This window comes from Microbacterium sp. 22215, assembly GCF_052045655.1.
GTDB lineage: Bacteria > Actinomycetota > Actinomycetes > Actinomycetales > Microbacteriaceae > Microbacterium > Microbacterium phyllosphaerae.
The window spans coordinates 126946-149494 of the sequence record NZ_JBQEPC010000008.1 but is presented as its reverse complement, the minus strand read 5'-3'; the positions used below and the strand labels follow the sequence as shown (position 1 = coordinate 149494).

Genomic DNA, 22549 nt, shown 5'->3' with positions numbered 1-22549 from the left:
CGACCTCAGCCGCGCAGGGCCTCGCCGAGCTTGACCCGCGAGCCCATGCGCAGCAGCGAGTTCTCGTAGATCTTCGCGCCGACGACGATCGCGGCGACGCAGCTCGCGAGCAGGATCACGAGGCTCAGCAGAGGCTCCCACCACTGCGCCTCGCCCACGAACAGTCGCATCGGCATGCCGACCGGCGCCGAGAACGGCACGTACGACATGATCGTCAACACCAGCGGGTTGTCGTTGAAGATGATCACGAGCACGTACGGGGCCATGATCAGCATCGTGATGGGGGTCGTGGTCGAGCCGATGTCCTCCTGACGGGAGACCATGGATGCCGCCGCCGCGAACATCGCCGCGAGCAGGATGAACCCGAACAGGAAGAACACCGCGAACCAGATGATCGGGGCGCCGAGCGTCGACAGCACCTCGCGCTGGCCGGTGGCTATCAGCCCGATCGTGGCGACCGCGGCCAGGGCGAGGATCTGACCCATCGCGAGGATCGTGTTGCCGATCACCTTGCCGGCGAGCAGCGTGCGCGCCGAGATGGTCGACAGCAGGATCTCGACCACGCGGGTCTGCTTCTCCTCGACGATGCTCTGGGCGATCGTTCCGCCGAAGGTCGCCGCGGCTCCCATGAACACGATGCCGAAGGCGATCGCGATGAAGTAGCGCAGCAGCGGGTTGGTCGTGGCGGGTTCGAGGATCTCGACCGTCGGAGCCTGGGACAGCGCCGACACGAGACTCGTCGGGGCATCCTTGAGGGCCACGACGGTGAGACCTGTCGGTCCGTCGCCCGGCAGAACGGCGGCGTCGACCTTCTCGTCACGCAGCAGCTCCTCGGCCGCGGCCTGGTCCGGCACCTCGGTGACGTCGATGTCGGGGAGCGCCGACACCAGGGATGCCGTCTCGGACGTCACGGCGACGGGCATCGCATCCGTGTTCTTGCTCGCGAAGCCGCCGATCACGATGCCCGCGAGCGCGATGAGCAGCAGGACGCCCGTCGAGATCAGGAACGCCTTGCTGCGCAGCTTCGACCCGATCTCGCGCTCGGCGACGAGCCAGATCATCGAGGCCTGGGAGCCGGAGCCGGAGCCGGTGGATCCGGTGGTGTTCGAGGTGCTCACTGGATGACCTCCTTGAAGATCTGTGCGAGGGACGGATGCTGGGGGGCGAAGCTCGCCACGTCGCCGCGGTCGACGGCGGTGCGCAGCACGCGCTGGGCGACCTCTGCGTCGTCGGCGTCGAACAGTGCGTAACCGCCCTCGAAGTCGAGCACGGTGACGCCGGGCTCGGCGCGCAGCCACCCGGCGTCTCCCGCCGAGACGAGCTCGTAGCGGCTGCCCGCGTGCTGGGCGCGGAGCGCGTCACGGGATCCGGAGGCGCGGATCGTGCCCGCGGCGAGGATCACGAGGTCGTCGCACAGCCGTTCGACGACATCGAGCTGGTGCGACGAGAAGAGGATCGATGCGCCCTTCGCGGCCGAGGCCTGGAGCACTGAGGCGACCACGTCGACCGCGAGCGGGTCGAGGCCCGAGAACGGCTCGTCGAGGATCAGCACCTCGGGGTCGTGCACGAGGGATGCGGCGATCTGCGCGCGCTGCTGGTTGCCGAGCGAGAGCGACTCGATCGTGTCGCCCAGGCGCTCCTCGAGTCCGAGCTCGGTGAGCAGCGCGGTCGCGCGGGTGGCGGCATCCGTCTTGCTGAAGCCGTGCAGACGGGCGAGGTACACGATCTGCTCGAGCACCTTCATCTTGGGGTACAGGCCCCGCTCCTCCGGCATGTATCCGAAGAGCCGCCGGTCGGCGGAGGTGAGGGTCTTGCCGTCGAGTTCGACGGTTCCGCCGTCGGCGCTGAGGAGTCCGAGGACGATGCGCATGGTCGTGGTCTTGCCGGCGCCGTTGCCGCCGACGAACCCGGTGAGGCGCCCGGGGGCCACCTCGAACGAGACGTCGTCGAGCACGCGCCGAGAGCCGTAGCTCTTGGTGATCCCGGTCAGTAGGAGCTTTCCTGTGGTCATGCCCTCACGCTATGGCGGGGCATGGCGTCGCGGCATCCCCCCTGTGGCGGATCTGTGCGGGTGATCTGCGCGTCATCCGATGGCGCGCTCATCCACCGTGCGGGGGAGTGGCGTGCCTCAGCCCAGGAACAGGAACGAGAAGATGCCGATCGCGAAGGGCGCCATGGTCACCACGAACATGACGCCGACGATGATGCCGACGATCAGCCAGGGGCTCCGGCGCCTGAGCCGCTGGCCCGGCGGGGCGACGCCCGGTGGCGGGGTCAGCAGGGCCTGCGGGGCCGCGAACGGCAGTGCGGGGGAACCAGCGGGCACCGGTGCTGCTGCTCCGTACGCGGGGAGCGGCGGATGCTGCGGGGCAGGCGCGGCGAGCCGCAGGCGATCGTCACGCCAGCGGGCCCACTGGTCGAGCTTGGTCAGCAGAGCGCCGACCGCGCCGAACAGCCAGGCCCAGGTCGCCGGGTCGAGCGTCGAGATCTCGCGACGGGCGTAGAGGAAGAGCCAGTCGTCGACGATCTCGACGTCGAGCTGCGCGGCGTGATCGATGAAGCGCGCCATGACGTCGGGCGTGAAGAGGTAGAGCGCGTCGACCTCGTAGCCCGCCGGGCAGTACAGCGAGAAGTAGCGGTCGAAGTCGCCCTCGAGCGAGAGCCGCTGGTCGCCGCTGAAGGCGCCGGCGATCGTGCTGCCGAGGGTGTTGTTGCCGAGGGCGTCGAGCACGATGTTCGGCAGTGGCACGTCGAGCTTGACGGCGACGTACCCCCACCGATGCGTCTGCGACTGCTTGCCGTTGCTCGTCGTGTACTGGTAATTGCCGAACTCGACGAATCGGGGGTCGACGCCGCGCAGCACATCGGTCGACATCCGGGCCGACCCGCTCGAGAAGATCATGCCCGGCAGCGGTGGGTCGTCGATGCGACCGAAGTAGCTCATCGCATTCGCCTGCGCGAAGCGGGCGAGACGGAACCGCGTCAGATTGCGGGTGCGGATGCCACGGCGCACGAGCATCACGATTCCCACGACCAGTCCGGCGAGCAGCAGCAGGCCGAGGACCCCGCCGATCGCGACTCCCGTTCCCCGACCGATCGCATAGCCCAGGCCCATGATCATGATCGCGATGACGGGCACCACGCACAGCAGTGCGAAGCCGGCGAACACCCACGCGATGATCTGACCGGCAGAGCTGGGGTGGGCGGTGCGCTGGGCGCGCGCGAACGCATCGACCTCGGCGGGATTCACCGGCTCGAGCAGCGGGCGGGCGTCGAAATGACCGGCGGGAGGGCCGGCCGACGGGACGGGCGCTGGTGCGGGAACGGTCACGCCCCCACGCTAGCCGAGGCGATGGATCGGGGCCTCAGCGGCGCCCGGCGTGCAGGGCCGTGCGAACGACGAGTCCCGCGACGAGCGCCCAGAACGCGGCGCTGACCCCCAGCAGCGAGATGCCGGATGCCGCCACCAGGAACGTCACGACGGCGGGGATGCGCTCGCCGGGATCGTCGATCGCCTGCTGCACGGCCGACCCGAACGCCGCGAACAGCGCGAGGCCGGCCACTGCGGGGATGACGGCCTCCGGCGCGAGCAGCACGAGCGCGGCGAATGCGGCGGAGAAACCACCGAGCACGAGGTAGGACGCGCCGGTCGAGACGCCGGCGATCCAGCGCCGCTTCGGGTCGGGGTCGGCGTCGGGGGAGGCGGCGAGCGCGGCGCTGATGGCCGCGAGGTTGATCGCGTGGCCGCCTGCTGTGGCGCCGAGCGCGGTGCCGACCCCGGTGACGAGCATCGCCGGACGCCAGGGGACCTCGTAGCCGAAGCTGCGCATGATCGCGATGCCGGGCACGTTCTGCGACGCCATGGTGACGATGAACAGGGGCAGGGCGACACCGATCATGGCGCCGACGGTGAACGTGGGGGCCGTGAAGGCGAACCCCGGTACGAGCAGCCCTGCGTCGACCGGAGCGCCCTCCTGGACGAGCGAGACGGTGACGACGACCGCAGCGGCGAGGAAAGCGAGCGGAACGGCCCAGCGCGGTGCGAGACGCGCGAAGACCAACCAGGTGAGCACAACGGGGATGACGCCCCACGGGTTGGCGACGAGACCGGTGATCGGCGCGAGGCACAGCGGCAGCAGGACGCCTGCGAGCATCGCCTGCGCGATGGACGGAGGGATGCGGGCGATCAGCGCGCCGAGCGCCGGCCAGAGCGCCGTGAGCAGGATCAATGCCGCCGTGACGAGGAACGCTCCGACGGCCGCCGACCAGCCGCCGTCGACGACGCCGGTCGCGGCGAGCAGCGCGGCTCCGGGCGTCGACCACGCGACCGTGATCGGCATCCGATACCGCCAGGCGAGCACGATGCACGCGAGTCCCATGGTGAGGCTGACCGCGAGCAGCCCGCTGGCCGCCTGCGCCGGTGTCGCCCCCACGGCGCTGAGGCCGGTGAGCACGACGGCGAACGAGCTCGTGAATCCGACCAGCGCGGTGACGACCCCGGCCAGGATCGGTCGGGAGAGCGGTGCGGCGGTCGGCATCCTCCGAGCGTATCGGGGCCGGGGTTACGCGAGTCCCATGCGGTGTGCGAGCACGACGGCCTGCACGCGGTCGCGGGCGCCGAGCTTCTGCAGGATCCGCGAGACGTGGGTCTTCACGGTCGCCTCGCCGATGAACAGGGCGCTCGCGATCTCGGCGTTGCTGCGGGCATCCGCGAGCAGAGCGAGAACCTCGGCCTCGCGCTCGGTGAGCGGGTCGGTGAGCAGCGCAGGCGCCGGGACGCTGACGGCGGGGGCGGATGCCGGAGCTGCCGTCGGCGCGGACGTGTGGGCGAACCGGGCGAGCACCCGACGCGTGACCTCGGGTGCGAGCATCCCGTCGCCGACCGCGAGCGCGCGGACCGCGGCGATCAGGTCTTCGGCGCCGGCGTTCTTGAGCAGGAAGCCGCTCGCTCCGGCATCGAGCGCCTGATAGAGGTAGTCGTCCCGGTCGAAGGTCGTCACGATCGCGATGGCGGCGGAGATCGCGGGATCGGCGACGATCCGCCGGGTCGCCTCGATGCCGTCCATGTCGGGCATCTGCACATCCATCGTGATCACGTCGGGGTGGAGGGCGGATGCCTGGGCCACCGCTTCGGCGCCGGTCGCCGCCTCACCCACGACGGTGATGTCGGGCTGGGTGTCGAGGATCGTGCGGAAACCGGCACGCAGCATCACGTGATCGTCGACGAGGAGCACCCGGATCGGGGGAGTGGGCGTGGTCATGAGGCGGTGCTCGTCTCGGTCGTGGCGGTCAGCGGCGCTGTGCCGGGCAGAGGCGCTGTGCCGGGCAGAGGCGCTGTGCCGGTCAGAGGCACGCGGGCCCGCACGCGCAGCCCTCCCGAGGGGCGAGGGGTCACCTCGAGGGTGCCGCCCGACGCGGCCGCGCGCTCGCGCATGCCGAGCTGACCCAGCCCCGGACGCAGCGCCGTCACCGTGCGGCCCGTGTTGACGATCTCGACCTCGACGCCCTCGTCGTCGTACCGGACCCGCACGTCTGCCGTGGCTCCGAGTCCTGCGTGACGGCGGGCGTTCGTCAGCGACTCCTGCGTGATCCGGTACAGGTTCACGGCGACGAGGGAGGGGACGGCCGCGGGCTCCCCGATGACCGTGTACACGGTCGGCAGTCCCGCCTCGACCGAGGCCTCGACCAGCGCGCGGATGTCGTCGAGGGCCACGGTCGACGCGGCATCCGGCGTCTCGCTGCCGGGCGAGCGCAGGGTCTCGAGCAGCTGCCGCAGCTCGTGGATGGCATCGCGGGCCGACCCCTCGATCCCGGTCAGGATGCTCTTCGACTTCTCCGGGTCGTGATCGATCACCAGCCGAGCGGCCCCCGCCTGCACACCCATCACCGAGACGTGATGCGCGACCACGTCGTGCAGCTCGCGCGCGATGCGCACGCGGTCGAGGGCGACGGCCTGCGCCGCTGTGACCTCGCGCTCCCGCTCGAGCTCGGCGGTTCGCTCTTCGAGCACCTGGCGCTCCTGCGCGGCATGCCATGAGCGCTCGCCGAAGTAATAGGCGCCGCCGAAGTAGAGCACGTTCAGCAGCAGCTGGATGAGCATGAAGGCCAGATAGGGCGAGAGCAGACCGGCGGCGACCTCGGCCTTGTCGGCCTCCTCGATCGCCTGGCGATACATCGTGATGATGAGCCAGATGAACATGCCGACGATGATCGAGACGCGCACGATCATCGCGGCTCGGCGGTTGTTCATCCACGCGCCCACCGTGTACAGCGAGACGAACATGGCGATGTTGCCGACGTAGATCTCGGGCACCTGGAACGAGATCGCGAGGAAGTAGGCGGCGCAGATCGCCACGGCCACGGCGCCCGGCCAGCGACGCCGCACGGCGAGCGGTGCGGTGACGGCGAGCGCGTACACGAGCGCCGTCCACGGCTCGGCCCGGGTGTCGCCGTAGATCTCGGCGACCGTCGACAGAGCGGCGCTCAGCACCGCGCCCACGAACATGACCGCAGCGAGCACGAGGTCGCTGCGCTGCTCGCGGACACTGGGCGTGCGGAGGAACGGCGCGGCGGGCATCCCCCCACCGTAGATCGAAGGCGGATGCGGCGGCATCCCCCGTGCGGGGGATCACGTCGTCCGACCTGCAACTGGGACAATCGACCGTGACCTCGACTCCGCCGCTCGCGACGCCCCGACTCGCGCCGCTGTACCTCGCCGGCTTCACCACGGCCTTCGGCGCGCACGGCATCGCTGCGGCCCTCGGCGCCGAGACCGAGGACATCGGCTGGACGCTGCTCGCATTCGGTCTGACACTCGCTCTGTACGACCTCGCCGAGGTGCTGCTCAAGCCGTTCTTCGGCGCGCTGAGCGACCGGGTCGGCGTGCGCCCGGTGATCGTCGGAGGGCTTCTCGCGTTCTCGGCGTTCTCGGTCGTCGGAGCCGTCGTGCCGGGGATGCTCGGACTCGTCATCGGTCGTTTCGGTCAGGGTGCGGCGGCATCCGCGTTCTCCCCCTCGTCGTCGGCGGCGGTCGCCCGGCTCACCGACGATGCCACGCGAGGGAAGTACTTCGGGCGGTACGGGTCCTGGAAGAGCCTCGGCTACGCGCTCGGTCCGCTCCTGGGCGCCGTGCTCGTCGTGTGGGGTGGAATGCCGGCGCTGTTCTGGGCGCTCGCGGTGCTCGGACTCGGGGCGGCCGTCTGGGTGGCGGTGGCTGTGCCCGCCGTCCCGGTGCTGCCGCGCACGCGCGTCACCCTCGTGGACCTCGGCCGTGAACTGACCGCGCCCGGCTTCGTCGTCCCGACGCTCGTGCTGGCCGCGACCACCGGGGCGCTGGCGGTGGCCGTCGGCTTCCTGCCGTTGCTCGGTCGACAGGCCGGACTCGACACGGTGTGGAGCATGGCGATCGTGACCGTGCTCGCGCTCGCTTCGAGCGTCACGCAGCCCTTCGTCGGCGCTGCCCACGATCGTGGACGCATCTCGGTGCGGCTGGGCACGGCCGGAGGACTCGCGCTCATCGCCGCGGGCATCGCGCTCGCCGCGGTGACACAGGTGCCGGTCGCGCTCGTCTCCACCGCGCTGCTCGTCGGCGTCGGGGTCGGCGTCGCGACACCGATCGCGTTCTCGCACCTCGCATCGTCGACGCCTCTTCAGCGCATGGGACGCACGATGGGCAGCGCCGAGCTCGGTCGCGAGCTGGGGGACGCCGGTGGCCCGCTCGTCGCGGGCGCCGTGGCGACGGCGTCCGTCCCGGGAGTGGGTCTCGGGGTCGTCGCGGCCCTCACGGCAGGGGCGGGCGCGCTCGCACTGGTGGGGCTCCGGCGTCGCTCGGGCCCTGATGCCGCGGACGAAGTCGCACGGATGAGATGACCATCGAGATGCCCTTGACGAGCCACTTGCATTTTGCAAGTATCAGCACATGAGCCTCTTCATCACCTGCCCCGTCGAGAGCGTCGACCGGGCCACAGCGTTCTACACCGCCCTCGGCTGGACCCTCAACGCCGAGATGTCCGATCACAACGTGTCGTGCTTCGCGATCGCGCCCGAGCAGTACGTCATGCTCGGCAGTCGCGAGATGTACGCGAGCGTCGGCGGCACCGAGGAGCTGATCGGCGGACCCGGCACCCCCTCCAAGGTGACGGTCTCGTTCGACCTCGACAGCCGGGAGGCGGTCGATGCTCTCGTCGAGCGCGCCGCTGCCGCCGGTGGGCACGTCGGCGACACGGACGACTACCCGTTCATGTACCAGCGCCAGTTCGACGACCCCGACGGCTACCACTATTCGCCGTTCTGGATGAAGCCGGAATCCGACCCGCAGGCGTGAGTGACCTCGCCACAGCCCTCGATGTCGTCGGGGCCCGGTGGGCTCTCCTCATCGTGGAACGGCTGCTCGACGGGCCGCAGAGGTACGGCGATCTGCAGCGCGATCTCGGGGTGCCGACGAACATGCTCGCGACCCGCCTGAGGGAGCTCGAGGCGGCAGGGGTGCTGACCCGGCTGCCCCTTGGGCACAACACGCGTGCCTACGCACTGACCGATCGGGGCATCGCGTTGCGCGACGCGATCGATGCCCTCGGCCGGTGGGGTCGAGAAGAGTAGATCCCCGGGCGGGCTCTTCGACGAGCTCAACCTGTGGGTGTATCCGATCCTGCTCGGCACGAGGTCGGCACGTTCGAGGATTGATCCTTCGAATCGACTATTCCCCTCCTGTGTGCTGATCGCCTAGATTCGAAGGGAACGCTGCCGCCTGTACATCGGCATTGGACCGAGGTCGAGCGGCACCGTGAGGACATCGCGCGCACGACCTCCTTCGGAGGGTGGGGACATGGCGCGACGTCGCGCATTCATTCGGGCTGCGCTGAGCGGGGCGGTGGCCGTCGCGCTCGCGCTCGGCGGCGCCACGACGGCGATGGCAGAGGACGAGCCGGTCGCGGGTACGGGGTCGATCACGGGAGTGGTGACCTCGACGGTGGACGGCTCGGCACTCGAGGGCGTCTCGGTCCATGCCGAGACCGACGACGGGCTCGGATCCGCGGATGCCGTGACCGACGAGATCGGCGGCTACTCCCTCGACGGCCTCGTCGACGGCGATTATGTCGTGCGCTTCTCCACCGCGGACGCCAGCTTCACCGCCGAGTACTGGAACGACACGAGGGATCAGTGGCGAGCGGAGCGCATCGCGGTCGTCGACGGCGCAGCCGTGACCGGAATCGATGCCGCTCTGGCCCCTGCGCCCACCGGCTCGATCAGCGGCACGGTCACGCGCGAGGATGACGGAACTCCCGCCGCCGGCGTCACCGTGACCGCGCAGGGATGGGGTGGCGGCTGGGCGTCGACGACCACCGACCAGACGGGCGCGTACACACTCCCCGGTCTCGCGGATGACTCGTACGTGGTCTCCTTCTTCGCCGACGGCACCGACCTGAAGCGCGAGTACTGGGAGGACACCACGGACTACGACTCCGCGACGCGCATCGTCACCGACGGCACCGCCGTGGTCGGCATCGACGCGTCGTTGACGGAAGGCGGCGCGATCGAGGGTGTCGTGACCCGAGCCGATGACGGAGCTCCGATCGAAGGCGTCAACGTCTCGGCGATCGACGCGAACAACGAGATCGTCGGCGCGACCGAGACCGGCGCCACGGGCGAGTACAGCCTCGGAGGCCTTCCCGCGGGTTCGTACCGGGTGCGCTTCGGCTCGCCCGACCCCGCGCTGGTCTCCGAGTACTGGAAGGACTCGTACAGCTGGAACGGTGCGACTCTCGTCACTGTCACCGAGAAGGAGTCCGTCGGGAACGTGGATGCGCAGCTCGGCGGCGTCGGGTACATCAGCGGCACGGTGACCAAGAGCGCCGACGGCTCACCCGTCAGCGCGGCCGTCATTCTGTACGACGTGAACAATGCGGTCGAGGATCCGTACATCGACACCGACAGCGAGGGCAACTATCGCATCGCCGTCACGCCGGGCACCTACCGGGTGCTCTTCCACGCCTATGAGACGGGCGTGATGGAGGAGTACTGGGAGGGTGCGCGAGAGTGGGAGGACGCGACCTTCGTCACCGTCGGCGCGAATGAGGAGGTCGAGGGCATCTCGGCTGCGCTCGAGGTGGTGTCGACGATCACCGGCACGGTGGCACTCGACTCCGACGAAGACCGGAAGGTCGTGGTCGAGGCCTGGGCCGACGGAGAGCTCGTCCGCACGGCCGAGGCCAACCCGAACACCGGCGCATACAAGCTCGTCGTGCCCGAGGGGACCTACGTCCTGAAGGCCTCCGCGAGCTTCCCCGGCAGCACCACGACCGCCGCGCCGCAGTACTTCGACGGAGTCGCGACGGCCGCCGAGGCGACGCCTGTCGTCGCCGTCGGACGCGCTACGCTCACCGGCATCGACTTCACGCTCATCGCGGGCACCGCGCCCGAGCCGAAGCCGGCGCTGACGCTCTCCGCCGCATCGATCCGAGCGGGCAAGGAGATCACGGTCTCCGGCACCGGTTTCGCTCCGGGCCAGAAGGTCGCATTCGAGCTGCACTCCGACCCGGTGGCCCTCGGGTCCCTCACCGCCGATGAGGGCGGTGCGCTCACGGGGTCGCTGCGGGTTCCCGCAGGCACACCCGCGGGGGCGCACACGCTCGTCGCGCTCGATGCGTCGGGAGCAGTCATCGCCAGCGTCGCCCTCACCGTGACGGCATCCTCGGGGGGTGCGGTCGCCGGCGGTGAGGATGTTCTCGCGACCACCGGCGCCGAACTGCCGTCGTTCGCCGTGATGATGGCGGCGGCGCTGCTGCTCACGGGGCTCGGCCTCGTGCGGCGCCGCCGCGCGCACAGCTGACCCCGGCACGACACGAGAGCCCGGCCGTTCCCTTCGGAGCGACCGGGCTCTCGGCGTTCTCGGCGGAGTGAACGGGCTCCCGGCGTTCCCGGCGGTCAGCCGAGCAGTCGCTCGATGACCCTCGCGACGCCGTCATCGTCATTCGACGCTGTGGTCTCGTCTGCCGCGTCCTGCACGACATCGCCTGCGTCGGCCATCGCGACGCCGTGACCTGCCCAGCGGAGCATCTCGACGTCGTTGAGCGCGTCTCCGAAGGCGATCACGTCGCGGCGCTCGATCTCGAGGTGCTCGCAGAGGCGCGCGAGTCCCGTGGCCTTGGTGACGCCCTCGGCCATGACCTCCACGAACGGGGCGCCCGACAGGGTGGCCTCGAAACCGGTCAGGCCGAGATCGCACAGCGCCTGGAACAGCGCCGTGGGTGCGATCTCGGGATGCCGGATCACGAGCTTCAGACTGGGCGCGCCGAGCACCTGATCGAGGCCGACGCCGCCCATCGTGCGCGGATCGCGTTTGTGGTCCGCGAGGTCGGCGATCTCGGCGTAGCCGTGCTGGGCGACGAACGTCTCGCCGCCCTCGCGCACGCTCGCGAAGAGGAGCCCCGGCACACTCGCTCGCAGCGCGTCGGCGAGCGTGCGGATCGTCTCGGGCGGAAGCTCTTCGGCGAACAGCATCCGTCCATCGGTGAGGTTCGTGGCATACGCGCCGTTGCTGCACAGTGCCCAGCCGTCGAACCCCGCACCGCTCGCGATCGCACGCAGTCCGATCGGCTGACGGGCCGTCACGGGCACCACGTGGATGCCGCGGGCACGCGCCTGATCGAGGGCGGCCCTCGTGCGGCGGGTGACCGTGGACGAGGAGTCGAGCAGGGTCCCGTCGAGATCGGTGGCGATCAGGCGGAGAGGCACCGGCTCAGGAGAAGATCATCGGCAGGTCGTCGTCGTCCTCGGCGCCGCCGCCGAGGTCGAACTCGACGACCACCGGCACGTGGTCGCTGGGCTGCTCGCCCTTGCGCTCGTCGCGGTGGATGGAGGCGTTGGTGACCGCATCCGCGAGCGTCTTCGACCCGAGGACGAAGTCGATGCGCACGCCCTCGTTGCGCGGGAACTTCAGGCGCTGGTAGTCCCAGTACGTGAATCCCTCGGGGATCAGCGGTCGCACCACGTCGGTGAGGCCCGCATCGGCGAACGCGAAGAACGCCTGACGCTCTTCGGGAGACACGTGGGTGGAGACTCCCTCGACGATGTCGGGGTCTCCGTTGTCCTTGTCGAACGGGATGATGTTGAAGTCGCCGACCAGCGCGAGAGGCAGATCGGGGCTCGCCGCGAGCTCGGCGGCCGTGGACTTCTTCAGCTGTTCGAGCCAGTGCAGCTTGTACGTGTAGTGCGGGTCGTCGAGCGAGCGGCCGTTCGGCACGTACAGGCTCCACACGCGCACGCCGTCGACGAGCACGCCCAGGGCGCGTGCTTCGAGCGGAGCATCCGGCCCCTCATGCCCCTTGGCGAACCCGGGCATGCCGTCGAACGCGGTGCGCACGTCGGTGATCGGCAGGCGGCTCGCGATGGCGACGCCGTTCCACTGATTCAGTCCGTGCACCTCGACGTGGTAGCCGGCCTCTTCGAACGGCCCATAAGGGAACTGCTCGGGCTTGCACTTGATCTCCTGCATCGCCAGCACGTCGATGTCCTCGCGGACGGCGAACTCGACGGTGCGGGTGACACGGGTGCGGATGGAGTTGACGTTCCAGGTGGCCAAGCGCATGCGTCAAGCCTAGGGCCCACCTCCTACACTGGATGCCGTGACCGCACTCGACGCAGACCGCCAGACCCTCCTCGACCTGATCACGGACGAGGCGGTGTTCCACGGAGACTTCACCCTCTCGAGCGGCAAGAAGGCGACGTACTACGTCGACATGCGCAAGCTCACCCTCGACCACCGCGCGGCCCCCGCGATCGGCCGCATCATGCTCGACCTGATCGGCGACCTCGACGTGGTCGCGGTCGGTGGCCTGACGCTCGGCGCCGACCCCATCGCCAACTCGGTGCTGCACGCGTCCGTGGCGACCGACAAGCCGCTCGACGCCTTCGTCGTGCGCAAGGAGCCGAAGGACCACGGCCGTGGCCGCCAGATCGAGGGCGCCGACGTCAAGGGCAAGCGCGTCGTCGTGCTCGAAGACACCTCGACCACCGGCCAGTCCGCGCTCAAGGCCGTCGAGGCGCTGCGCAAGGAGGGCGCCGAGATCGTCGCCGTCGCCGTGATCGTCGACCGCAAGACCGGGGCGCAGGCCGCGATCGAAGCCGAGGGTCTCGAGTGGCGCGCCGCCTTCGACCTCGACGACCTCGGACTCGACCCCCAGTGACCCGCTACGCACTCGCCGTCGACGTCGGCGGCACCAAGATGGAGGCCGCGCTCGTCGATGAGCACGGCACTCTGCTCGACGGCAGCCGTTCGCGCCACGCGACCGGTCGCGAGGCGACGCTCGAGTCGCTGAACCTCGCCGTGGTCGCGATCGTGACGCACGCGCTCGCCGCGCTTCCCGCGGATGCCGAGCTCGTCGGCGCGGGGGCAGGCAGCGCCGGCCCGATCGACCGCGGAGCCGGCGCGATCATGCCGGTGAACATGCCGCTCGCCCGGGGGTTCGGACTCGAGGAGTCCGTGCGCGCTGCGGCATCCGCCGCTCTGGGGCGCGAGGTTCCGACGGTGCTCGGCCATGACGGGGGCGCGCTCGCGCTCGCCGAATCGTGGCTGGGTGCCACGCAGGATGCCGGGGCATCGCTGTCGATCGTCGTTTCGACGGGCGTGGGCGGAGGATTCGTCGTCAACGGCGCCTACATCCCGGGCGCCACCGGCAACGCCGGACACCTCGGACAGGTGCGCCGCGAAGGCGGGCTGACGCTCGAGGAGATCGCTTCGGGGCCGGCGAGTGCCGCCTGGGCGCAGCAGCAGGGCTGGACGGGAGCGACGGGCGAAGACCTGGCGCGGGATGCTGCTGCCGGCGACTCCATCGCCCGCGCCGCGATCGAGCGGTCGGCGAAGGCCGTCGGCGAAGCTCTGGCGGATGCCGCGACCCTCGTCGACCTCGACACCGTCGCGATCGGTGGCGGTTTCTCTCGCGTCTCGGCCGACTACATCGACCTCGTACAGCAGGCCCTCACCGCGGGCGCCGCGCATGAGTACTCGCGTCGCACCCGCGTCGTGCGCTCAGGGCTGGGCGACGAGGGCCCGCTCATCGGCGCCGCGGCGCTCGTCCTGCGCTGACGCCTCGGCGCCGGGCAGGTCAGCGCGACGCGACGATCAGATGGCGTTGCGGTCCTTCGAGTCTGGCCATCGCGATCTTGAGCTCGGTCGTGTCGGCAGCGACCGCATCGATGCGTGCTCCGAGCGACGTCTCGACGCCTCTGAGGTCGGAAGCGACCGCATCGATCCGTGCTCCGAGCGACTTCTCGACGCCTCTGAGGTCGGCCGCGACCGCGTCGATGCGGGCGGTCAGCCTCTGTTCCACTCCGTAGATACGCGCACCGAGCGACGTCTCGACTCCGACGAGATCGGTGCGGAGGGCGTCGGATCTGCGGATGCACCAGGCGAAGCCCGCGAACATGGTGCCGCCCATAGCCAGCAGCAGGACGACTGCGCTGAGGACGATCGCAATGGTCTCTGCGGACACGAACATGCTCCCATTCTGCGGGTGGAGGGTGGGGTCTCGCAGAATGCTACGCAGCCGTAGGAGAGGGCGTGCCGAGTAGGCAGGTACAGCACCGGCCGGCGTGGAGAACGCGATTCAGTACGTGATCGTGCAGAAAAGATCGGCACCTTCCGTTCGCCTCCCTAACAAAATCGGCCTACGCTCGTAGCAGGCGACGGAAGGATCACGCATGCGCGTACTCGGACTGCTCTCGGGCACCTCACACGACGGCATCGACGTCACGGTCGTGGACTTCGAGGAGAGCGACGGAGAGCTGCGCGGCACCGTCCTGCACGAGGACAGCGTTCCGTACGACCCCGAGCTGCGGGCTCGTCTCGTGGCTGCGCTGCCGCCCGCGCCGACCACGTTCGCGGAGGTCTGCGAGCTCGACACTCTCATCGGCCAGGCCTTCGCCGAGGTCGCGGCGTCGGCATCCTCCGCGGTCGGGGGAGTCGACGCGGTGTGCACGCACGGACAGACGGTGTTCCACTGGGTCGACGCGGGCCACGCGCTCGGCACCCTGCAGATCGGTCAACCCGCCTGGATCGCGGAGCGCGTGGGTGCGCCGGTCGTCTCCGACGTCCGCATCCGCGACATCGCCGCGGGCGGTCACGGTGCACCGCTCGTCTCGTTCCTCGACGAGCTGCTGCTCCGCGGTCGCGCAGGAGTCTCGGCGGCGGTGAACCTCGGCGGCATCGCGAACATGACGGTGGTGGGCCCCGACGGCCTGTCCGCCTACGACATCGGGCCGGCGAACGCCCTGGTCGACGCGGTCGTCGTGGCCGAGGGCCTGAACGAGCGCGGCTACGACGCGGATGCCGCGATCGCGCGCACCGGCGCCGTCGACGAGGATCTCCTCGCAGCTCTCCTCGCCGACCCGTACTACGCGCTCTCAGCCCCCAAGAGCACCGGCAAGGAGCACTTCCACCTCGACTACGTGCGTGCGCACGTCGATCGCCTCACCGGCACGGGCCGTGAACTCTCCGTCCCGGATCTCGTGCGCACGCTCACCGAGCTGACGGTGCGCACGGTCGCTCAGGACGTCCGGGCCGCCGGCATCCGCTTCCTCGCCGTGTCGGGCGGCGGGTGCCACAACCCGCTGATCATGCAGGGCCTGCGCGAGGCGCTTCCCGGGGTCGAGGTCGTGCTCGCCGACGAGCTCGGGGCGTCCGTCGACAGCAAGGAGGCGATCCTGTTCGCCCTCATCGGCTGGTGCACCATGCACGGCGTCGCCGCCGTGACGCCCGGAGGCACCGGGGCTCGGGAGCCGCGCATCCTCGGCACGATCACGCCGGGTGCGGGTCCGCTGCGGATGCCGGAGCCGGTCGAGCGCGTGCGCAGTCTGACTCTCGGCTGACTCCGAGACCGACGACGCTCAGCGCTTGCGGTCGTCGTCGTCCCAGGGGCCTTCCCACCAGCCGGCGCGGCCGTCGCCCTCGCCGCCTCCGCGGCGGGAGCGCCAGAACTGCACGACGACCACGATCAGCGTGCTGAGCAGGATCAGGGTCACCACCAGGAACAGCAGGTCCGACTGATTCATGGGCGCTTCCCCTCCGCGGCATCCGCCACGATCTTGGCGATCCGCGCGGCGCGCGTCTCGGCTCGTTTCGCCACCGCGATGTGTGTCAGGCCGAACTTCCTGACCGACTTCGGGAAGGCATCCCAGTGCGCGCGCGCAGCGGGCACGGCATCCAGAGCCGCAGTGAGCTCGGGCGGTTCGATGCCCGCCTCCGGACCGTCGAGCACGGTCCAGGACCCGTCGGCCTTCGCAGCCTCGAGCACGCGGATGCCGGCGGGGGCGAGCAGCCCTGCGTCCTCGAGGTCGACCAGACGCGCTTTGTTCGTCGCCGCCCAGCCGCTGCCGCGGCGCCGCGGAGAGAACCACTGTCCGACGGTCTGATCGTCGAACGTGCGCACGGGCCCGTCGATCCAGCCGAAGCAGAGTGCCTGTCGCACGGCGTCCTCGTAGCCGACGCCGTCGGCGCGCGAGCCGCGCACGCTCAGCAGCCAGACTCCGGCGGTGCGCTCGTGATGCTCCTCGAGCCAGGCGCGCCAGGTGGCCGCATCCGCTGCGACGACCCGCTCTCCCTCGTCGAGCGCGCCCATGTCAGTCCTCGTCGAGCGTCGGGATCGACTCGGTGACCGTCGGCAGCAGGTCGGCGACGGAGTCGACGATCTCGTCGGGGCGGAACGGGTACTTCTCGACCTCGGCCTCGTCGCTGATGCCGGTCATCACGAGCACGGTGTGCAGGCCCGCCTCGATGCCGGCGATGATGTCGGTGTCCATACGGTCACCGATCATGCCGGTCTTCTTCGAGTGCGCCCCGATCTTGTTCAGCGCCGAGCGGAACATCATCGGGTTGGGCTTGCCGACCACGTACGGCTCCTTGCCGGTGGCCTTGGTGATGAGGGCGGCGATCGCGCCGGTGGCGGGCATGACGCCGTCGGCGGAGGGGCCGGTGGCATCCGGGTTGGTGACGATGAAGCGCGCGCCCCTGATGATGAGGCGGATCGCCTTGGTGATCGCCTCGAACGAGTAGTTGCGGGTCTCGCCGACGACGACGAAGTCGGGATTCGTCTCGGTCATGATGAACCCGGCCTCGTGCAGCGCGGTGAGGATGCCGGCCTCGCCGATCACGAAGGCGGAGCCGCCCGGCAGCTGCTGGGCGAGGAAGTCGGCGGTCGCGAGGGCCGAGGTCCAGATGCGCTCCTCCGGCACGGTCAGGCCGCTGGCCCGCAGACGGGCGGAGAGGTCGCGCGCGGTGAAGATTGAGTTGTTCGTCAGAACCAGATACGGGATCTCGTTCTGCTCCCAACCGGCCAGCAGTTCGGCAGCTCCGGGGATGGCGTCGTTCTCATGGACGAGCACGCCGTCCATGTCGGTGAGCCAGCATTCGATGTCATCGCGGTGTGCCATGTGCACAGCCTATTCGCCCGCGGTTACGGGCAGGTGTCAGGTTCTGACGGGGTTCTCAGGCGCTCAGCCAGACCACGTGCGCCGCACCGTCGGGTAGAGCGGTCTCGACACCCTCGAGGTCGACGCCGGATGCCGTGATCGTGACGGTCGCGGCGACGGAGACACCCGCCGCCTCCAGTGCGCGCAGCAGTTCGGGGTCGCGGTCGTCGACGCGCAGCACCCTGCCGGTGTGGCCGGTCGGTGCATCGGCGAGCAGCACGAAGGGCTCGCGGTCGACGACTCCCGCGGCATCCGGGATCGCATCGCCGTGGGGGTCGAATCGGGGTCGTCCGAGGCGCGCGTCGATGCCTTCGAGCAGTCGGTCGCTGATGGTGTGCTCGAGCACCTCGGCCTCGTCGTGCACCTCGTCCCACCCGTACTCGAACTCCTGCACGAGCCAGGTCTCGATCAGCCGGTGGCGGCGCACCATCGCCAGTGCGCGCTGCGTGCCGGCGTCCGTCAGGCGCACCGCGCCGTACGGCACGTGCGAGACGAGTCCGGCGGCGGCGAGCTTCTTCACCATCTCGGTGACCGACGAGGGGGCGATGCCGAGCTTCGCCGCGAGCACCGACGGGGTGATCGGCGCATCCTGCCATTCGGTGTGCGCGTAGACGGTCTTGAGGTAGTCGTCTGCTGCCGGGGATGCCACGAGTCCAGCCTAGATCAGGGGTTGGCGACGTCGACGAGGATTCCGAAGGCGACCTGTCCGGCGAAGAAGACGATGAGGAAGCCGAGAAGTGCGGCGAACAGCGAGAGGCGCCCGTCGAATCCCTCGACCTCGGCGATGCCGATCTTGCGGGCGCGGAACGCGAGCACGAGCGTCGCGACGCCCAGTGCGAGCTGCACCCACGGGCTTGCGGGACCCAGTGTCTTCGGGAACGCGACGAGGAGGCCGCCGATCACGCCGGTCGCGATTCCGATCCAGGTGAGGATGCGGACGTTACGGCGCGCGGTTTCGGCAGACATGTCTTCGAGCCTAATCGCCGGCGGCCCCTGTGAATCGTCTCAATCCGGTCGCGTTCCTTGACGCACGCAGCCTCGGCGGGTAGCTTCGACCGGGCACGGGAAAACGCTATCCGAGCGGGCTTCACGCCCAGAGAAGGATTTCGACGATGAATATCCGACACCGATCATTCCGCGCTGCCGTGGCGGTCGCCGCCGCAGGGTGCCTCCTCGTGGGTGGCGCGCAGAGCGCGGGGGCGGCATCGCCCACGGCTCCCGACACCGGCCGGCATGGCCCCGGCTCCCAGACGCCGCAGCTGGAGGCCCTCGACCGCGGCCTGGTCGCCGTCTCGACCACCGACGGCGTGTTCCTCAGTTGGAGACTGCTCGCCACCGAGGCGACCGGTGCCACGGCGACAGGCCTCGCCGGCCCCGACTTCGCGGTGTACCGCGACGGCGCTCGCGTGGCGACGGTCACCGACAGCACGAACTACGCGGATGCCGACGGGTCGGCGACCTCGGAGTACTCGGTGGTCCCGATCGTGAACGGCGTGGAGCTGGCGGCATCCGCGTCGGCATCCGTCACCGCCTGGGCGGAGGGGCACCACGACTTGCCGCTGCAGAAGCCCGCCGACGGCGTCACGCCGAAGGGCGAGGCCTACACGTACTCGGCGAACGACGTCTCGGTCGGCGATGTCGACGGCGACGGTCAGTACGAGTACGTCGTGAAGTGGGACCCGTCGAACTCGAAGGACGTGTCGCAGCGCGGCTATACGGGTCCGGTCTACCTCGACACGTACGAGCTCGACGGCACGCTGCTCAACCGCCTGGATCTCGGCGTCAACATCCGCGCAGGTGCGCACTACACGCAGTTCCTCGTCTACGACTTCGATGGCGACGGCCGCTCCGAGACGATGCTGAAGACGGCGCCGGGCACGAAGTCGGTGCAGTTCGCCGCCGACGGATCCGTGCAGAAGGAGTCGTACATCACGCTTCCCAAGGCCGACCGCAAGGCCGGGTACTCGAACGACGACGACTACCGGCTGAGCGCCGCCGACTATGAGGAGCACCTCGTCGAGATGTTCCTCGGCTGGAGCGACCGAGACGAGGTCGTCTCGGGGCAGTGGCCGGCGACACTCGAAGAGGCCTGGGGCATGCCGGTCACGCATGAGTACCCTCTGACGCGCGAGAGTGCCGAGGAGCTCGCCGACACCTTCATCGACGTGTACGCGCCGAGCCGCAGCGCTCGCAATCTGCTGCGCGAGTTCGAAGGATTCATCGTCGACGGGCCCGAGTATCTCACCGTCTTCGACAGCGCGACGGGCAAGGAGCTGCAGACGATCCCGTATCCGACCGAGCGCGGAGACGACGGTCTGCTGTGGGGCGACTACGCCATGTCGCGCATCGAGCCGGCCAACCGTGTCGACCGGTTCCTGTCGGGTGTCGGCTACCTCGACGGTCAGCATCCGTCTGCCGTCTTCGCCCGCGGGTACTACACGCGCACGACCGTCACCGCCTTCGACTGGGACGGCAAGCGCCTCAAGGAACGGTGGGATGTCGACAGCGGTCATGCGCCGATGACGAACCCGTTCAACGACTCCCCGCACGGCCGTGACGGCACCGACCCCGAGTTCGGCACGATCACGACCCAGGGCGACCACTCGCTGAGCTTCGCCGACGTGGATGCCGACGGCAAGCAGGAGCTCGTGTACGGATCGGCGACGATCGACGACGACGGCAGCTTGCTGTACAGCTCGTTCGACGTGCTCCCCGAGGGCAGCGCCGACCCCGGAGCGACCGTGCGACTCGGACACGGCGATGCGATGCACGTGACCGACATCGACCCCAGCCGCCCCGGACTCGAGATCTGGACGGCGCACGAGGGCGCCACCTCGGCCCCCTACGGGTCCGTCCTGCGCGATGCCGCGACCGGGGAGTCGCTGTTCGGTGCCTACTCGGGCCGAGACACGGGCCGCGCGATGATCGGCGACGTCCGTCCGGACGTTCCCGGCATCGAGGTGTGGTCGAGCATGCCCGGCGGCACCGAGGGCAGCGGTCTGCTGAGCGCGACGGGAGAGGTGCTCCAGCCGGAGACCCCGGGCACGAACATGTCGATCCGCTGGGCGGGCGACATGACCACCCAGATCGTCAACGGCAGCGGAACCCAGACGCCGACCATCGACGACTGGACGCGCGGCACCCTTCTCACGGCCGCCGGCACGCTCACGAACAACGGCACGAAGGGCAACCCCTCGCTCGTCGCCGACGTTCTCGGAGACTGGCGTGAGGAACTGCTGGTGCGCACGGCCGACTCGAGTGCGCTGCGGTTCTACACGACCACGGAGCCGACCACGCACAAGCTCACGACCCTCATGCATGACGTGCAGTACCGCGTCGAGACCGCTCGCCAGCAGACGACGTACAACCAGCCGGCGTACACCTCGTTCTACTTCGCGAGCGACCTCGACTGGGCGAACGTTCCTGTGCTGACCGCTCCGGTGACGCCCAAGGCACCGAAGTTCACCGACAAGCCGGGCACCTCGCGCGACGAGGTGAAGGTGCCGACGAACGTCAAGGGCATCACCTACTACGTGAACGGCGAGAAGGTCGAGGCGCGCAACGGCACGGTGCGCGTCACGGGCGAGGTCACCGTCGTCGCGGTGCCGGATGCCGGCTACCGGATCGCCGACGGTGCGACCTCGCAGTGGACGGAGACACTCCGCAAGCGCTGACCCGCGCGGTGGCAGACCGCCGCCCCGAGCCGACTCCTTCCCGTGCCGGCTCGGGGCGGTTCTGCATTCATCGTGAAGGCTGCTCGTGCGTGCCGGTTCAGGCCCCCGTCAGCACGAGCCAGAGCAGGGCGCCGTTGAGAGCGATGAGCAGAACGGATGCCACGATGCCTGCCGCCGTCGTCCATACCCGGTTCGCCCAGGGCCCGAGCGTGCGTCGCTGGGCGGTGAGCGCGACGAGCGGGATCAGTGCGAACGGGATGCCGAACGACAGCACGACCTGGCTGAGCACCAGCGCCAGCGTCGGGTCGACCCCGATGCCGAGGATCACGAGCGCGGGGATCAGCGTCACCAGGCGTCTCGCGAGCAGCGGGATGCGCACGTGCAGCAGGCCGTGCATGATCTCCGCTCCCGCATAGGCGCCGACCGAGGTCGAGGCGAGGCCCGAGGCCAGCAGGCCGACCGCGAAGAACGTGGCCACGACCGGGCCGAGACCCGCTGCCAGTGCGGCGTGTGCGCCCTCGAGCGAGTCGGTCCCCTCGACGCCGGCGAGGTTGGCAGCGGCGAGCAGCAGGATTCCGAGGTTCACCGTGCCCGCGATCAGCATCGCGATCGACACGTCCCAGCGGGTGGCGGTGAGCAGCCGGCGGATGCGCGACGTCTCGATGCGCGCCGCCTCGGTCGGCGCGTGCGCGGCCGCAGAGCCGAACCGATCACGGGTCAGTGACGAGTGCGCGTAGATCGCGTGCGGCATGATCGTCGCGCCGAGGATGGATGCCGCCAGCAGCACGGATCCGGTGCCCTCGAAGCGGGGCACGAGCCCGCCGATCACGCTGGCCGCGTCGGGTGGGGCGACGAAGAGCCCGGCGATGAAGCCGACTGCGATGATCACCATGAGCCCGATGATCACGAACTCGAAGGGCCGCGCGCCGCGGCGGCTCTGCACCGTCAACAGGATCATCGACACGGCTCCGGTGATGACCCCGCCCAGCAGCAGGGGGATGTCGAACAACAGGTAGAGAGCGACCGCACCGCCGATGACCTCGGCCAGGTCGGTCGCCATCGCGACGAGCTCGGCCTGCAGCCAATAGGCCCGTCGAGCCCACGGCTTCGTGAGGCGTGCGCCCAGCACCTCGGGAAGGCTCTGCCCCGTGACCACGCCGAGCTTCGCCGAGAGGTACTGGATCAGCCAGGCCATGACGTTGCCCGCGATCACGACCCAGACCAGCAGGTACCCGTACTGGGCGCCCGCGGTCATGTTGCTCGCGACGTTCCCGGGGTCGAGGTAGGCGACGCCGGCGACCAGGGCGGGGCCGAGCAGCCAGAGACTGCGGGGGGCGGTGGCGCGAGCGGCGGGGGTCACCTCATCAAGGGCAACATTTTTAGGCATGCCGAAATCGTAGCGGATTTTTCGG

General features: G+C 69.9%; 23 protein-coding genes. 8 read left to right on the top strand and 15 right to left on the bottom strand.

All coding sequences use genetic code 11. The features are described 5' to 3' along the window. Nucleotides 1-5 precede the first annotated feature (5 nt). The 6 genes from ACTJKH_RS13955 to ACTJKH_RS13930 form a co-directional block, all read right to left on the bottom strand. Nucleotides 6-1061: an ABC transporter permease gene (locus ACTJKH_RS13955; RefSeq protein ID WP_440737437.1), complete on the bottom strand. Its 1056-nt coding sequence runs from the start codon at nt 1059-1061 to the stop codon at nt 6-8. Nucleotides 1062-1114: 53 nt separating this feature from the next. After that, the gene (locus ACTJKH_RS13950; RefSeq protein WP_440737420.1) at nt 1115-2011 is read right to left on the bottom strand and encodes an ABC transporter ATP-binding protein; all 897 of its coding nucleotides are present in this window, start codon (nt 2009-2011) and stop codon (nt 1115-1117) included. Nucleotides 2012-2128: 117 nt separating this feature from the next. Next, a complete protein-coding gene (locus tag ACTJKH_RS13945) occupies nt 2129-3331 on the bottom strand; it encodes a hypothetical protein (RefSeq protein WP_440737419.1) in 1203 nt (400 codons plus the stop codon). Nucleotides 3332-3365: 34 nt separating this feature from the next. Next, nucleotides 3366-4538, bottom strand: a complete 1173-nt coding sequence (locus ACTJKH_RS13940; protein WP_440737418.1) for a benzoate/H(+) symporter BenE family transporter — start codon at nt 4536-4538, stop codon at nt 3366-3368. 24 nt (nt 4539-4562) lie between these two features. Continuing rightward, nucleotides 4563-5261: a response regulator gene (locus ACTJKH_RS13935; protein ID WP_440737417.1), complete on the bottom strand. Its 699-nt coding sequence runs from the start codon at nt 5259-5261 to the stop codon at nt 4563-4565. Beyond that, the gene (locus ACTJKH_RS13930) at nt 5258-6577 is read right to left on the bottom strand and encodes a sensor histidine kinase (protein WP_440737416.1); all 1320 of its coding nucleotides are present in this window, start codon (nt 6575-6577) and stop codon (nt 5258-5260) included. Before ACTJKH_RS13930 ends, ACTJKH_RS13935 begins: the two co-directional genes overlap by 4 nt. An 86-nt stretch (nt 6578-6663) precedes the next feature. Here ACTJKH_RS13930 and ACTJKH_RS13925 point away from each other — a divergent pair, with 86 nt between their 5' ends. From ACTJKH_RS13925 to ACTJKH_RS13910, 4 genes are all read left to right on the top strand, one after another. Next, nucleotides 6664-7869: an MFS transporter gene (locus ACTJKH_RS13925; RefSeq protein WP_440737415.1), complete on the top strand. Its 1206-nt coding sequence runs from the start codon at nt 6664-6666 to the stop codon at nt 7867-7869. Nucleotides 7870-7918: 49 nt separating this feature from the next. Continuing rightward, nucleotides 7919-8323 (top strand): VOC family protein, encoded by a 405-nt coding sequence (locus ACTJKH_RS13920; protein ID WP_440737414.1) that lies wholly within the window; start codon nt 7919-7921, stop codon nt 8321-8323. Beyond that, nucleotides 8320-8598 (top strand): winged helix-turn-helix transcriptional regulator, encoded by a 279-nt coding sequence (locus tag ACTJKH_RS13915; protein ID WP_440737413.1) that lies wholly within the window; start codon nt 8320-8322, stop codon nt 8596-8598. Before ACTJKH_RS13920 ends, ACTJKH_RS13915 begins: the two co-directional genes overlap by 4 nt. A gap of 226 nt (nt 8599-8824) precedes the next feature. Next, complete coding sequence (locus ACTJKH_RS13910) at nt 8825-10828, top strand: MSCRAMM family protein (protein ID WP_440737412.1); 2004 nt, start codon at nt 8825-8827, stop codon at nt 10826-10828. A gap of 95 nt (nt 10829-10923) precedes the next feature. On the opposite strand, the gene ACTJKH_RS13905 is transcribed toward ACTJKH_RS13910, so the two are convergent. After that, nucleotides 10924-11733, bottom strand: a complete 810-nt coding sequence (locus tag ACTJKH_RS13905; protein ID WP_440737411.1) for a Cof-type HAD-IIB family hydrolase — start codon at nt 11731-11733, stop codon at nt 10924-10926. Between the two features lie 4 nt (nt 11734-11737). Beyond that, a complete protein-coding gene (locus ACTJKH_RS13900; protein WP_440737410.1) occupies nt 11738-12586 on the bottom strand; it encodes an exodeoxyribonuclease III in 849 nt (282 codons plus the stop codon). Nucleotides 12587-12623: 37 nt separating this feature from the next. Between ACTJKH_RS13900 and pyrE the strand changes: the two genes are divergently transcribed. Continuing rightward, entirely contained in the window at nt 12624-13184 is a 561-nt protein-coding gene (pyrE, locus tag ACTJKH_RS13895) for an orotate phosphoribosyltransferase (RefSeq protein ID WP_440737409.1), read from the top strand. Further along, nucleotides 13181-14083, top strand: coding sequence for an ROK family protein (locus ACTJKH_RS13890; RefSeq protein ID WP_440737408.1), 903 nt, complete (start codon nt 13181-13183; stop codon nt 14081-14083). Before pyrE ends, ACTJKH_RS13890 begins: the two co-directional genes overlap by 4 nt. Before the next feature lie 19 nt (nt 14084-14102). Here ACTJKH_RS13890 and ACTJKH_RS13885 read toward each other — a convergent pair whose 3' ends face one another. Further along, entirely contained in the window at nt 14103-14495 is a 393-nt protein-coding gene (locus ACTJKH_RS13885) for a hypothetical protein (protein WP_440737407.1), read from the bottom strand. 202 nt (nt 14496-14697) lie between these two features. On the opposite strand from ACTJKH_RS13885, the gene ACTJKH_RS13880 reads away from it, so the two are divergent. After that, on the top strand, nt 14698-15864 hold the full coding sequence (locus ACTJKH_RS13880; RefSeq protein ID WP_440737406.1) for an anhydro-N-acetylmuramic acid kinase: 1167 nt from the start codon (nt 14698-14700) through the stop codon (nt 15862-15864). A gap of 18 nt (nt 15865-15882) precedes the next feature. On the opposite strand, the gene ACTJKH_RS13875 is transcribed toward ACTJKH_RS13880, so the two are convergent. Genes ACTJKH_RS13875 through ACTJKH_RS13855 form a run of 5 tightly spaced genes read right to left on the bottom strand, consistent with a single transcriptional unit; the run spans nt 15883 to nt 18429 of the window. Next, nucleotides 15883-16047: a hypothetical protein gene (locus ACTJKH_RS13875; RefSeq protein ID WP_440737405.1), complete on the bottom strand. Its 165-nt coding sequence runs from the start codon at nt 16045-16047 to the stop codon at nt 15883-15885. Beyond that, nucleotides 16044-16613, bottom strand: coding sequence for a YdeI/OmpD-associated family protein (locus ACTJKH_RS13870; RefSeq protein ID WP_440737404.1), 570 nt, complete (start codon nt 16611-16613; stop codon nt 16044-16046). Before ACTJKH_RS13870 ends, ACTJKH_RS13875 begins: the two co-directional genes overlap by 4 nt. Before the next feature lies 1 nt (nt 16614). Next, on the bottom strand, nt 16615-17424 hold the full coding sequence (locus tag ACTJKH_RS13865; protein ID WP_056311519.1) for an HAD-IIA family hydrolase: 810 nt from the start codon (nt 17422-17424) through the stop codon (nt 16615-16617). Nucleotides 17425-17479: 55 nt separating this feature from the next. After that, entirely contained in the window at nt 17480-18112 is a 633-nt protein-coding gene (locus tag ACTJKH_RS13860) for a metal-dependent transcriptional regulator (protein WP_440737403.1), read from the bottom strand. A gap of 14 nt (nt 18113-18126) precedes the next feature. Next, nucleotides 18127-18429: a hypothetical protein gene (locus ACTJKH_RS13855; protein ID WP_210096104.1), complete on the bottom strand. Its 303-nt coding sequence runs from the start codon at nt 18427-18429 to the stop codon at nt 18127-18129. Nucleotides 18430-18575: 146 nt separating this feature from the next. On the opposite strand from ACTJKH_RS13855, the gene ACTJKH_RS13850 reads away from it, so the two are divergent. Continuing rightward, nucleotides 18576-21137, top strand: a complete 2562-nt coding sequence (locus ACTJKH_RS13850; protein ID WP_440737402.1) for a rhamnogalacturonan lyase — start codon at nt 18576-18578, stop codon at nt 21135-21137. Nucleotides 21138-21234: 97 nt separating this feature from the next. On the opposite strand, the gene ACTJKH_RS13845 is transcribed toward ACTJKH_RS13850, so the two are convergent. Next, a complete protein-coding gene (locus ACTJKH_RS13845) occupies nt 21235-22524 on the bottom strand; it encodes an Nramp family divalent metal transporter (RefSeq protein ID WP_440737401.1) in 1290 nt (429 codons plus the stop codon). Nucleotides 22525-22549: the final 25 nt, after the last annotated feature.

Bases quoted from the DNA above. Each gene is read 5' to 3' on its own strand.
- ACTJKH_RS13885 (WP_440737407.1), bottom strand. From the start codon at position 14,495: ATGTTCGTGTCCGCAGAGACCATTGCGATCGTCCTCAGCGCAGTCGTC.
- ACTJKH_RS13955 (WP_440737437.1), bottom strand. From the start codon at position 1,061: ATGATCTGGCTCGTCGCCGAGCGCGAGATCGGGTCGAAGCTGCGCAGC.
- ACTJKH_RS13855 (WP_210096104.1), bottom strand. From the start codon at position 18,429: ATGTCTGCCGAAACCGCGCGCCGTAACGTCCGCATCCTCACCTGGATC.
- ACTJKH_RS13900 (WP_440737410.1), bottom strand. From the start codon at position 12,586: ATGCGCTTGGCCACCTGGAACGTCAACTCCATCCGCACCCGTGTCACC.
- ACTJKH_RS13930 (WP_440737416.1), bottom strand. From the start codon at position 6,577: ATGCCCGCCGCGCCGTTCCTCCGCACGCCCAGTGTCCGCGAGCAGCGC.
- ACTJKH_RS13870 (WP_440737404.1), bottom strand. From the start codon at position 16,613: ATGGGCGCGCTCGACGAGGGAGAGCGGGTCGTCGCAGCGGATGCGGCC.
- ACTJKH_RS13940 (WP_440737418.1), bottom strand. From the start codon at position 4,538: ATGCCGACCGCCGCACCGCTCTCCCGACCGATCCTGGCCGGGGTCGTC.
- ACTJKH_RS13875 (WP_440737405.1), bottom strand. From the start codon at position 16,047: ATGAATCAGTCGGACCTGCTGTTCCTGGTGGTGACCCTGATCCTGCTC.
- ACTJKH_RS13865 (WP_056311519.1), bottom strand. From the start codon at position 17,424: ATGGCACACCGCGATGACATCGAATGCTGGCTCACCGACATGGACGGC.
- ACTJKH_RS13845 (WP_440737401.1), bottom strand. From the start codon at position 22,524: ATGCCTAAAAATGTTGCCCTTGATGAGGTGACCCCCGCCGCTCGCGCC.
- ACTJKH_RS13935 (WP_440737417.1), bottom strand. From the start codon at position 5,261: ATGACCACGCCCACTCCCCCGATCCGGGTGCTCCTCGTCGACGATCAC.
- ACTJKH_RS13850 (WP_440737402.1), top strand. From the start codon at position 18,576: ATGAATATCCGACACCGATCATTCCGCGCTGCCGTGGCGGTCGCCGCC.
- ACTJKH_RS13950 (WP_440737420.1), bottom strand. From the start codon at position 2,011: ATGACCACAGGAAAGCTCCTACTGACCGGGATCACCAAGAGCTACGGC.
- ACTJKH_RS13910 (WP_440737412.1), top strand. From the start codon at position 8,825: ATGGCGCGACGTCGCGCATTCATTCGGGCTGCGCTGAGCGGGGCGGTG.
- ACTJKH_RS13920 (WP_440737414.1), top strand. From the start codon at position 7,919: ATGAGCCTCTTCATCACCTGCCCCGTCGAGAGCGTCGACCGGGCCACA.
- ACTJKH_RS13880 (WP_440737406.1), top strand. From the start codon at position 14,698: ATGCGCGTACTCGGACTGCTCTCGGGCACCTCACACGACGGCATCGAC.